Source organism: Leifsonia sp. KNZ12-8B (assembly GCF_056755495.1).
This window is the reverse complement of record NZ_JBPGXM010000121.1, coordinates 1-11,839: the sequence shown is the minus strand read 5'-3', so window position 1 is coordinate 11,839 and position 11,839 is coordinate 1. Positions and strand designations below refer to the sequence as shown.

The following is an 11,839-nucleotide window of genomic DNA, read 5'->3' as shown; positions in this document are numbered from 1 at the left end:
GGGGGCGCCCCGTCCGGGGGGGCGGCCCCCCGCGGGGGGCGCCCCGCGCCCTACCCCCCGCCCCCGGGGGGGGTGGGGGGGGGGGGCCCCCCCCCGCGGGGCGGCGCGCCGTCTGTCAGCGGGACGCCTCCGAACCCGCCAGGGTCTTCACGATCGCCGCCGCGGTCGCGCGGCCGACGCGGATCGCGCCGTCGACGTGCTGGTAGCCGCGGCCCGCCATGTCGCTGCACGAGAAGTGGATCGGCCCGACCGGCTGCCGCAGGTCGGCACCGTAGCGCGCGAGGCCGCCCATGTCGAAGCTGGCGGCGTAGGCGCCGCGCGTCCACTCCTCGCTCCCCCAGTCGCTCTCGTAGTACACGACCGGGTTCAGCGCCTGCTCGCCGTAGTAGTGCGAGAGCGACTCGAGGATGCGCGCCTTGCGCTCCTCCGGGCTCAGCCGGAAGACGTCGTCGGCGGCCTCGTCGGAGACGAAGCCGACGAGCGTGCCGCGGGGGTCGCCGTGGTAGCTGTTGTCGTACGCCTCGTGCACGAGCTCGAACGGGCTGAAGGCGGTGCCGGAGTAGCCCGCCTCGCGCCAGAACGGCGTCTCGTAGACGGCGTGCACCTTGATGACGAAGCCCATGGAGAGGTGCTGGTGCAGCTGCTGCTGCCGGCGCGGCAGCGGCGGCTCGTACGAGATGCGGCTGATCAGCACCGGCGGGACGGCGAGGATCGCGTAGCGGGCGCACACCTGGAGGCCGTCGGTGATGGCGGTGACGCCCGCCTCGTCCCAGCGCAGCGTGCGCACCGGCGCGTTCAGGTGCACGTCGTCGCCGAGGCGCTGGGCCAGGAGCAGCGGAACCTGCTGGAGGCCGCCCTTCACCCGGCGGTCCAGGATGAAGTCGGCGTCGACGAGGTTCGAGAAGCTCCCGGCGCTGGCCGCCATCAGCAGCGCCTGCAGCGCCGAGAAGGCGTGCGCGGGCTTGGTGAGCATGGCGCCGGCGATGAACATGCCGATGTTGCGCCGCGCCTCCTCGTCGTCGGTCTGCGTCTCCAGCCAGCGGCGGAACGAGATCTCGTCGAGCTCCTTCGCCTGCGGGTGCTCCCACGGCGCCTCGGGGTCGATCTCGGCGACCAGGGCGTCGAGGCGCTCGATGAGGCCGACGATCTCGCGCTCGGTCGCGGGCGCGACCGGGAAGATCTCGCCCTCGAAGGTGCGGCGCTCGCCGTTCGCGCCGAGGTAGATGTTGCGGCCCTCGCGGTACCGGGGGTAGGTCTCGAGGCCGAGGTCGGCGAGCGTCTCGATCAGCGCGTCCTGGTCGGGCGAGACCCACTGGCCGCCGATCTCGAGGGTCGCGCCGTCGATGTCGTCGGTCCAGAGGCGGCCGCCGACGCGGTCGCGGGCCTCCAGCACGGCGACCGTCAGGCCGGCCTTGGTCAGTTCCGTCGCGGCCGTCAGGCCGGATGCGCCAGCGCCGACGATGACGACGTCACGTTCGATGCTGTCCATGGCTATCACTCCTCACCGGGTCAGGGCTCCGGTCACCGCGATGCTAGGCGCGCGGCCGCGGCCGCCGGCTGTACACGCTGTCGAGCGGACGGTCGATGGATCGACGGCGCGTACGTCCTCACCCGACCGCGGTCGTGTCCCGGGAGGTCGCGGCGGCGCCCATCCGCAGATAGACGATGAGCCAGGAGAAGACGAGCACACCGGCCACCAGCTCGGTCGCGGTCAGCACGTAGTACCCGATCACATAGAAGACGGCCATCACGACGATGGTCCCGAAGAAGACGTAGCCGAGCACGAAGAACGACCGCGGCGCGCGTGGGACGGCGGCGCGCACCCAGAACACGACGAGCGAGAAGGTGAGCAGCATCCCGACCGCCGACACGTTGTGGAGCACCCTCGACACGTTCAGCGGGAAGACGCCCACCCCGGCGAGCAGCACGCCGATGAGGATGAGGCAGACGCGGACGCGCAGCGCGGCCGCACGCTCGCGCTGGTCGGCGATGCCGCGGGTGTCGGTCGCGTAGCGGGCGATCGCGGTGACGATGACGCCGGCGATGATCAGCGTCAGGTTGAACGTCAGCGAGGAGACGCTGCGCGACATCCCGAGGGCGCTGAGGTGCAGCTCCCACCAGTGCGGATCGGGGGCGGCGAGCATGCTGGTGAGGAGGCCGACGATGGCGAAGACGGCCAGCACGGTCGAGAGGCGCAGGAGGTTCATCCCGGCCGCCGAGAGGAAGACGGCGTAGGCCGTCACGCCGCCGATGGCCCCGGCGAGCGCCGAACCGGCGAGCCAATAGACCTCGGCGTCCTGGAACCCGTCCGCGAGCACCGCGCCCAGCGCCAGCCAGCCGAGCAGCGCGATCACCGCGTGCGCGAACGCGATGACGATGGTGTCGAAGACGTCGACGCCGGATGCGTGGCCGCCCGTGCGGAACGGGGTCAGCCCCTCCCGCGGCCACCACCTCCCGCCGATGTACGCGGCGAACGCCAGCACCGCCCCGACCAGCGCGGCGAACTGCGACAGCGACTCCGGGCCGGCGATCGGGAGGCTGCGGCCCCAGAACGCCACCAGTCCGGTCAGCAGGGCGATGGCGAAGCCTGCCCCGGCGATGACGATCGCCGCGCCCTCGCGGCTGAGCGCCGGCGCCCGGGCGCTCCTCGACCCGGGCGGCTGCGTCGTGGCGACCATCTCGCGCCCCCTCCCTGACGGGTGCAGGGTAACGCCGGGCCGCGCGCCGCGGCTACGGGGCGTTCGAGGACCCGGAATCAGGAGCCCGCGCGAGGCGCGGTGTCGTCGCGGAGCGTGCCGACCGGGGCGACGATCGCGCGTTCGAGGCGGCGGACGACCTCCAGGTAGTCGGCGGTCCAGATCAGGCGCACGGCGGTGGGGCGGCGCTGCGAGCCGGGCGCGGGCGTGGCGGCGGGGCCGCCGGCCGCGGTGTCGAGCACGGCCGTGGCGAGGCGTTCCACCGCGGTGCGGTCGGTGTCGTCGGGCTCCGGGAGGGGGCCGCGGGCGACCAGCTGCGTCGCGAGTCCGCCGTACCACCGCTCCAGGCGGTCGAGGGAGGCGGCGAGCGGGTCGCGGGCGGCGGCGAGCGCGGCCGCGTCTGTCGCCTCCACCCGCCACAGCTCGACCACCGCGTCGCTCACCAGGCGCACCTGCGCGACGCCGGTGACCGAGGCGGAGACCTCGGCGAGCGGGCGCCGCTTGGCGCCGCGGTCGGCGAGGTAGGTGCGGAACGCGTCGTCCAGGCGGCGCGACGCGGCCGCGGCGCGGAGCGCGTGCCCGCGCGGATCGGCGCCGGCCTCGCCCAGTGCCGCGGCCACCGCGGCGCGCAGGTAGCGCACGCCCTCGACGTACGACTCGGCGAGGGCCGCCCGCAGCGCCGAGGCGGCGCCGCGCGGCCAGAACAGCGCCCCGACGACGAGGCTGACGGCGCAGCCGAGCGCGATGTCCTCGATGCGGATGAGCCCGACGGTCCATCCCGCGGGCGCGATGATGTTGAACAGCAGGACGAGCAGGACGGTGAAGGCCGCCTGGCCGGCAGCGAACGAGATCGCGGCCGGCGCCACGCCGGCGACGAGGATCGCGAACGGGAGCACGACGAGCAGCAGGGTCTGTCCTCCCCCGCTCAGGACGAACAGCAGAGCGGAGCCCAGGACGACCCCGGCGGCGGTGCCGAGCACCCCGCGCAGCACGGTCTGGCCGGTGCTGAGGGCGCTGGAGCGCAGCACCGACATCGTGCCGAGGACCACCCAGAAGGAGTGCTCGACCCCGGTGAGCTTGGCCAGCAGCACGGCCAGCCCGAGCGCGACGGCCCCGCGGATGCTGTTCCGCAGCCAGACCGAGTTGCGGCCCGCGTATCCGCTGGCGCGCTCGGCCGCCGCGCCGACGGGCCCGCGGAGGTCGCCTGGCTGCCTGCCGAGCGTCCGCTGCCACCAGGTGCGCCGCTCGGCCCGTGCGGTGAGGGCGATGTTGCGGCCGACGGCGGCGACCGCGAAGGCGAGCTCCTGCGCGCGGAAGGCGGGGTCGAGCGCGGTGACCATGGCCGGGGCGGAGCGTGCGGGTGCGCCGCGGTCCGCGGGGTCCGCGTGGCCGAGCGTCGCCGACTCCACCGCGGCGCGGGCGGCGGCGAGGCGGTCGAGGGCGGCCTCGACGGGGGCGGGATCCCCGGCGTGCTGGGCCAGCAGGACGGCGCCCTCGTCGAGCACGTCGGCCGCAGCGCTGCGGACTCGGCGTGCGGCGGCGACCGCGGGATCGGTGCGGGGCGACGCCGCCTTCCGCTGTCCAGGAGGCCCGAGCACGGCCTCCAGCCAGGTCAGCTCGTCGACCAGGCGCACGACGGTACGGGCGGGCGTGCTCAGGCCGGTCGGGCGGTACGGGGTGGTGAGGAAGGACTCGTGCAGCGCGGCGACGGCGGCGTCGGGCGCGGCGGCGGTGCGCGCGGCCTCGGCGACGGCCTCCTCGTCGCTGTCGGCGGCACGGGCGGCCACCTCGGCCCGCAGCCGGGCGGCCAGCGCGCGGCACGCCTCCACGGCCGGGCGGCGGAGGGGCTCGCGCGTCGGGGCGGGCCACAGCACGGTGATCGCGACGATGCTGGCGAGCGCGGCGATCCCCCAGCCGGCCAGCCGCGGCCCGATCGACGCGACCGTGCCGGGCAGCGAGACCGGCAGGATGAACGCCAGCAGCAGGGAGGTGCCCGCCGACGCGGTGACCGAGCTCACCGAACCGGCGAACAGCACGATGAAGCCGACGACCGCCATGCCGACCGCGGACAGCCACACCGGCTGCGCCGCGAGGGTGCCGAGCACGACCAGGACCGCACCGGCGACGGCGAGCGCCGCCTGCGCCTGGACCCGCTCGCGCAGCGGGCCGCCGAAGTCGACGAACAGCAGCAGCGCGAAGGACCCGAACGCGGCGAAGATCGCCACGTCGGAGCTGCCGATCACCCTGCTGCCGAGCAGGAACAGCAGCGGCATCAGGATCGCCGCGCGCCCCGCCCTGCGCAGGGCGCCGAAGCCGGGGTCGTGCCGTCTCAGCCAGCCGATGCCCCGCACGCGGCCCTCCCTCCGGCCGGCGCGCGAGCGCACGCACGGCTCACCCGCACACCATAGTCGTGCAGAGCGGGGGTGGAGTCGTAGAGTTCGCGCATGTCAGCCACCCCACTGCCGCCGTCCGGCGCCTCACCGCTCGACGGACCGGTCACCTGCGACGCCAGCGGCATGATCGAGATCCACCGCCTGTTCCGCCACTCCTTCGGCGAAGCCACGGCGCTGGTCGACGGCGTCGCGACGGGCGACGCCGCCCACGCGGGCGTCGTCGCCGGCCAGCTCGAGCTGATCTCGGCCTCCCTGCACGCCCACCACGAGGCGGAGGACGCCCGGCTCTGGCCGGCCATCGACGATCGCGCGCCCTCGTGCGCGCTGCACGTCGAACGGATGAAACGCCAGCATGCCGAGATGCTGATCCACCTGAACGCGCTCGACCGCGCCGTCGCCGTGTGGCGCGCCGATCCGACGCCGACGAGCACGCAGCCCGTGCGGAGCGCGCTCGTCGGCATCAACGCCTCCCTCGCCGAGCACCTCCCCGACGAGGAGCAGAACATCGTCCCCGTCATGGAGCACACGATCACCGAGAAGGAGGTCGACTGGTTCGCCAAGCACGGCCGGGCGAACACACCGAAGGGCCAGCAGTGGAACATGCTCGGCGCGATCCTCGACGCCCAGCCGGACGGAGGCGCGCAGTGGCAGCGGAAGCACCTCCCGCCGCCCGCGGTGCTGGCGTGGCGGTGGATCGGCGCTCCGCGGTACGCGCGGTACCGGGCGGCGCTGGAGGGGCGGGCCTCCTGAGCGACGGCGCCGCCCCGAGCGCGGCCGGCGGGCCGCGCGGTCAGCCGGTCCGGCGCGCCGCCGCCACCGCCGCGATGTCCCGCGGCTCCCGCCCGAGCAGCAGACGGAGGTCGTCCGTCTCGGCGGCCAGCGCGCCCGCCGCGGCCGCAGCGTGCAGCGGGCCGAACGCTCCGACGGCGGCCGCGGGGACGGCCAGGTGCTCGACGGGCCGGCCGAGCCGGGTGCTCAGGATCGCGGCGAGGTCGTCGTAGGTCCACGCGGGTCCGCGCAGCTCCCACAGCGCCCGCCCGGGGGGATCGGAGACGGCCAGGGCCGCCGCCTCGGCGAGGTCGGGGAGGGAGGCCGTCGCCAGGGGGCGGGATGCGGTCGCCGACGCGATCGCCCCCTCCTGCGCCTGTTCCATGGCCGTCGCGACGAACGGTTCGGTGTAGAAGCCGTTGCGCAGGATCGTCGCGGCGCCGGCGCCGGCGCCGGCACGTTCGCGCAGCGCCGCCTCCGTCGCCGCGTGGGCCGGGTCGTGGTCGGCGCCCTGGACGCTCGTGTAGACGATGTGCTCGATCGCCTCGGCCGCCGCGACCACGGCCAGATGCTGGCGGAGCCGTTCGTCGGGGTCGAGCACCGGGCTCGAGACGAAGAGCAGGCGGTCGATGCCGCGGAAGGCCGCGGCGAGCTCGGAGGGGTGTGCGTAGTCGGCGAGGCGGGCCTCCACCCCGAGGTCGCGGAGGCCCGCGGCGGCTTCCGGGGTGCGGACGAGCGCGTGCACCTCCTCCGCGGGGTGGAGGGCGAGGAGTGATCGGACGGCGGCGCCGCCGAGGCGGCCGGACGCGCCGGTGATGAGGATGTGGGTCATGGCGTGCTCCTGAAGAGTCGACGAGAACAGGGTGCGGTGGCGGGAGTCGGGGACTCCCGGCCGTCACGAGGCCGTCGTCGCGCGCACGCGCGGGCAGGCGGCCGTCAGGCGCCTGCGGGGATCACGGTGTGAAGAATCATCCGCCGCCGAGAGTAGCGCATGGCGGCGTGCGTAAACGAACCGTTACAGCGGCTGCGCGGGCGCAGCGGCGGCCGTGAGCCGGCCGTAGCGTTCAACCTCGTCCGCACCGACGAGAGGAATCCCATGACCGCGACACCCCCGGCCGACCACCGGCCCTCCGACTACGCCGCCCCGGGCACCCGGGCGCTCAGCCCGGCCGACGAGCGGCTCTGGGCGACGCTCATCCACGTCGGCGGGATCGTCGTCGGGTGGCTCGCGCCGCTGCTCGGCTACCTCCTGCTGCGCGACCGCGGCGCCTTCGTCCGTGCGCACGCCGCCACGGCGCTGAATTTCCAGCTCACCCTGTTCATCGGCGTGCTCGTCGGCTGGGCGCTCAGCATCGTCGGCATCGGCCTTCTGATCCTGCTCGCCGTCTTCGCCGTGAACCTCGTCTTCGGGATCGTCGCCGCGATGAAGGCGCACCAGGGAGCCGACTACACCTACCCGGTCGCGATCCGCTTCGTCCGCTGAACGGCCCCGCTCAGCGATCGAGCGTCGCGGCCACCCGCATCATCCCGTCGAAGTCGAGGGTGCGGCCGTGCGCATAGGCGTCGGCGTACGCGTCGGCCGAGAGCCCGGCCGCGATCAGCTCGCGGTGCCGGCGCGCGTCGTCGCCCTCCGCCGCCACGGGGTCGTACCCGTAGCGCAGGCCGAGCTCGTCGACGCCGCCGACCAGCATGGCGCCCTCGCGATGGCGCTCGATCCGCGCGGCCGCGCCGCCGACCAGGTTGAGCAGTGCGAGCGCGCCGGTCGGGTCACCGCCCTGCAGCGCCGTCCGTGCACCCGCGTGCAGGACCCGGATCGCGTCCCGCGGCCGGCGCACGTCGACGAGCACCTTGCCGGTCACGTACTCGCTCGACGTCTGCGCCCAGGCGTGCCCCGTCCGCGTCGCGAGCGCACGCGCCTTCGCCAGGCTGTCGAGCGCCTCCGCCGGTCGCCCCAGCGCCCGCAGCATCTGCCCGCGCGACATCAGCACCTCGCTGCGCACCCAGTCCGGCGCCGTCGCCGAGAGCTGCTCCGCCTGGGCGGCGAGCTGCTCGGCCGTCGCCGGGTCGCGCAGCAGCGAATGCCCGTAGGCCGCGTAAGCGAGCAGCGACGAGAGGGTTGCGTCGTCTCCGGCCGCGGCCGCACGCTCGATGCCCGCGCTCACGAAGCCGAACGCGGCCTCCGCATCACCCGATTGGTAGGCCAGATTCACCAGGCCGCCGTAGGCTGCCGCCTCCACAGCCGGCGCGGTCTCGCCCGGCAGCGCCAGCGCCGCCTCGATCGCGGCGCGGCCCTGCACGAGCAGGCCGCGCTTGAACCAGTGCCAGGCCTGCGCGGACGACACGCGGACGGCGGCCTCCCGGTCCCCGGCGGCGACAGCGGTCTCGTACGCCAGCTGAAGGTCGGGCGCGGCCGAGTCGAACGCGTCGTGCGCGTCCGGCGCGTCGTGGCTGCGCACCCGCGGAGCGAGCTCCTCGGCGAGGCCGGCGAAGTAGGCGCGGTGACGCTCGTACCAGGCGGGGAGGGCTTCCGCGTCGCGGAGCGGCCGGGCGAACTCGCGGGCCGACTCCAGCAGGCGGTAACGGCGGGCGCCGCGATCGGTCTGCTCCGCCGCGACGAGCGACTTGCGTGCGAGCGCGACGACGGCCGCCCGCACGCGGAGGCCGGGAGGGGCGGAGCAGACCGTCTCGGCAGCCTCGAGCGTGAACGGGCCGGCGAAGCCGGAGAGCTGCACGAACACGTCGCGCTCGGCCGGGCTCAGCAGGCCGGCGCTCCAGCGGATCGTGCTCGCCAGGCTGCGGTGCCGGTCGCGGGCGTCGAGCGGTCCGAAGGCCGACGGGTCGCCCCCGCTGAGCGCGCCCGCGCCCGCGCCAGGGTCGTCGTCGCGGAGGGTCGCCTCCAGCTCCTCGATCGAGAGCACGTCTGCGCGCGCCGCGGCCAGCTCGAGGGCGAGCGGGAGGCCGTCGACCAGCGCGCACAGCCGCTCGATCGCCGGCTGCTCGGCGGCCCACGGCGCCTCGCCGCCGCGCACCTCGGTCACGCGCTGCCGGAACAGCTCGGCCGCCTCCGACAGGGAAGCAGGCGCGCGCCGGGCGCCCGCGGGCGGCGCATCCACCGCCCGCGCACCGACGCCTCGTACGGTCGAGCCCGGCCGGGTCACACCCAGTCCGCTCATCCGGAGCACGAACTCGCCGGGCACCGAGAGCGGCTCCCGGGAGGTGACGAGCACCCCGAGCCCGGCCGCCCGGCCGAGCAGGTCGACCACGAGCTCGCGCACGGCGGGGATGAGGTGCTCGGCGTTGTCGAGGATGAGCAGCCCCGGCGCGCGGGAGACGCGCGCGACCACCGCATCGGACGTCGCGTCGGAGGCTCCGACGGCGTCCGCGACGGCGCGGAGCACACCGTCCTCGCGCTGGACGCCGGTCAGGTCGACGAGCCACTGCTCGGCGTCGATGGTCCGCGTGGAGTGCCTCGCGCTCTCGATCGCGAGCCGGGTCTTTCCGGCGCCGCCCGGGCCCGCGATCGTGACGAGGCGATGACCGCCGCGCGCCTCCTCCAGCTCGGCCAGCTCGCGGCCCCGGCCGACGAAGGCGGTGAGCGGCACCGGGATGCCGTGACGCTCGACCGCGCGGTCGGCGGGCACGGCGATGGCGGCGTCGGAGCGCAGGATGGACTGCCGCAGCTCGGCGATCCGGCCGGACGGCTCCAGGCCGCCGGCCCCGAGCGCGTCCCGATGACGGTCGAGCGCGGCGAGCGCCTCCGTCGTGCGGGCGGCCGCGGCGAGGACGCGGGCCAGCTCGCCGGCGAGCGGCTCGTCCAGCGGGAGCGCCGCCACGGCCGCGGTCAGCGGCGCGATCGCGTCCGCCGGACGCCCGAGGGCGATGGCGGTCCCGGCGAGACGTTCGAGCGCCTGGCGCCACGACTCGTGCGCCCGGCGCCGCTCGGCCTCCGCGAACGGATACTCGGCGAGGTCGCCCAGCGGCTCGTCCCACTCGGCGAGCGCGGCGAGCAGGAGCTCGTGGGCGGTCTCGTCGTCGGCCTCGCGCGCCTCGGCCACGGCACGGTGGAAGCGGAGCAGGTCGACGTCGTCGGTGACGAGCGCGTAGCCGCTGCGCCCGCCGAGCAGCGCGGGCCCGAGCGCACCGGACCGCAGCCGCGAGAGGTAGACCCGCAGCGTGGTCGCCGCCGTGTCGGGCGCGTCCGCCCACAGCTCCGTCACCAGCTGGGCGGTGGTGAGCCGGCGGCCGCCCGCGAGCGCCAGGCGGGCGACCAGCGCTCGGGCGATGCCGCCGCCGACGGTGACGGGCCGCCCCTCCGCCTCCGCATGGAAGGCGCCGAGCACGCGGATCATGACATCTCCCCCGGACATGCGCCCAGCATATTGCTTCCGCGGAAGGTTTCGTAAACGAATCGTTGCAGCCGGGAATCGCGTGGCCCAGCGGGTGCGGCCGCTCCGTAGCGTCGAGGTCGTTCTCCCATCACGACCCGAAGGAACCGTCATGAACCCGAAGCACGCCACCCGCCCCGGCCGGTCGCTTCGCCACCGCACCGGCCTGACACTGGCCGGCGTCACCATCGCCACCGCACTGCTGGTACCCGCCCTGGGTGCGCCCGCGTATGCCGACGGCGGGGGGATCTCCGCCCCGAGCAGCGAGACCGCCGCTCAGGAGGCCGCGCCCGCCGACCAGGAGGCGCCGGCCGAGCAGGCGCCCGCTGCCGACGCACCCGCTGCCGATGCACCCGCTGCCGACGCACCCGCTGCCGACGCACCCGCCGAGGAGGCACCCACCGAGGAGGTACCGGCCGCCGAGGCGCCCACCGAGGAGGCGCCCGCAGCGGAGGCACCTGTCGAGCCGGTCCCGGCGGAACAGCCGGCCGCCGAGGCGCCCGCCGAGCAGGCTCCCGCGGAGGAGGCGCCCGCCGCACCCGCCGCACCCGCCGCGTCCGCCGCCGCATCCGCCGCCGACCCGCAGCCGCCCGCGGACACCACCGATCCGGTGTTCACGTCCGCGACCCCGGCCCCCGGCGCCGTCTACCCCAAGAACCAGCCGTTCGTCGTGGACTTCTCCTGCTCCGACCCGGAGTCCGGCATCGCGAGCTGCGAGCTCCTCGACCCGAACTGGACCACCCCGCGTCCCCTGGCCATCGGCGAGGAGGTCACCCTCCCTGACGGCGACTACGAGTGGATCGGCAAGGCGGTCAGCGGCTCCGGCCGGACCACCGAGGTGCGCATCCCCTTCTCGGTGGCGTTCCTCGGCGAGGACGTCACGCCGCCCACGCTCAGGACCGACTGGAAGGAACCGGCCACGGGCTGGACCAACCGCTGGTCCGTGATGCTGTACGCCGCCGACGACGAGAGCGGAGTGGACACGCTCCAGGCCAAGGAGTCGGGGACCACGACCACCGTTCACGGCACCTACCTGGGGCGCGATCTCCGCGAGGGCGAGAACTCCATCTCGTACTGGGCGACCGACAAGGCCGGCAACGAGTCCGAGCACCAGGAGCTGGTGATCCGCACCGACCACGTCATGCCGACCGTCTCCATCGACGAGATCGGACGGCCGGGTCCCGGTGGCATCCGCCTGCTCGACCTCGACGAGGATGCGCGTTTCGACTTCACCGCGGACGACGAGCGATCGGGCATCTTCACGGTGTCGGCGTCGCGGTTCCCCGGCTCTGCGATCGACACGTCGGCCCCCGGCGAGCAGGTGCTGACGGTGACCGCCGTCGACAACGCCGGCAACCGCGGCCAGGCCTCGGTGACGGTCCGTGTGGTCGATCCGAACGCGCCGACGGACCCGACCGACCCGACCGACCCCGACCCGACCGATCCGACCGACCCGGAGCCCAGTGAGCCCGGCCAGCCCGGAGAGCCGAGCCAGCCCGGCCAGCCGAACGAGCCCGGCCAGCCCGGCCAGCCGAACGAGCCGAACCAGCCAGGCCAGCCGAGCACCCCGACCGGCCCCGAGCCGACCGACCAGGGC

The 11,839-nt window shown here is 75.3% G+C and carries 7 protein-coding genes and 1 pseudogene; 3 read left to right on the top strand and 5 right to left on the bottom strand.

Annotation, left to right across the window (positions count from 1 at the left end):
• Positions 1-115: 115 nt before the first annotated feature.
• From ACR9ZG_RS15140 to ACR9ZG_RS15130, 3 genes are all read right to left on the bottom strand, one after another.
• Positions 116-1,489: a flavin monoamine oxidase family protein gene (locus tag ACR9ZG_RS15140; RefSeq protein WP_481285676.1), complete on the bottom strand. Its 1,374-nt coding sequence runs from the start codon at positions 1,487-1,489 to the stop codon at positions 116-118.
• A gap of 118 nt (positions 1,490-1,607) precedes the next feature.
• Positions 1,608-2,678 carry a DUF998 domain-containing protein gene (locus ACR9ZG_RS15135; protein WP_481285675.1) on the bottom strand — a complete coding sequence of 357 codons (1,071 nt, stop codon included), beginning with the start codon at positions 2,676-2,678 and terminating at the stop codon, positions 1,608-1,610.
• Between the two features lie 77 nt (positions 2,679-2,755).
• Positions 2,756-5,047 carry an FUSC family protein gene (locus ACR9ZG_RS15130; RefSeq protein ID WP_481285674.1) on the bottom strand — a complete coding sequence of 764 codons (2,292 nt, stop codon included), beginning with the start codon at positions 5,045-5,047 and terminating at the stop codon, positions 2,756-2,758.
• A gap of 93 nt (positions 5,048-5,140) precedes the next feature.
• On the opposite strand from ACR9ZG_RS15130, the gene ACR9ZG_RS15125 reads away from it, so the two are divergent.
• Positions 5,141-5,839 (top strand): hemerythrin domain-containing protein, encoded by a 699-nt coding sequence (locus ACR9ZG_RS15125; RefSeq protein ID WP_481285673.1) that lies wholly within the window; start codon positions 5,141-5,143, stop codon positions 5,837-5,839.
• Between the two features lie 40 nt (positions 5,840-5,879).
• On the opposite strand, the gene ACR9ZG_RS15120 is transcribed toward ACR9ZG_RS15125, so the two are convergent.
• Positions 5,880-6,689, bottom strand: a complete 810-nt coding sequence (locus tag ACR9ZG_RS15120; protein ID WP_481285672.1) for an NmrA family NAD(P)-binding protein — start codon at positions 6,687-6,689, stop codon at positions 5,880-5,882.
• Between the two features lie 264 nt (positions 6,690-6,953).
• Here ACR9ZG_RS15120 and ACR9ZG_RS15115 point away from each other — a divergent pair, with 264 nt between their 5' ends.
• Entirely contained in the window at positions 6,954-7,340 is a 387-nt protein-coding gene (locus tag ACR9ZG_RS15115; RefSeq protein WP_481285671.1) for a DUF4870 domain-containing protein, read from the top strand.
• Positions 7,341-7,350: 10 nt separating this feature from the next.
• On the opposite strand, the gene ACR9ZG_RS15110 is transcribed toward ACR9ZG_RS15115, so the two are convergent.
• Positions 7,351-10,224 (bottom strand): AfsR/SARP family transcriptional regulator, encoded by a 2,874-nt coding sequence (locus ACR9ZG_RS15110; RefSeq protein ID WP_481285670.1) that lies wholly within the window; start codon positions 10,222-10,224, stop codon positions 7,351-7,353.
• A gap of 130 nt (positions 10,225-10,354) precedes the next feature.
• On the opposite strand from ACR9ZG_RS15110, the pseudogene ACR9ZG_RS15105 reads away from it, so the two are divergent.
• Positions 10,355-11,839: pseudogene (locus ACR9ZG_RS15105) on the top strand (hypothetical protein); the annotation flags it as partial.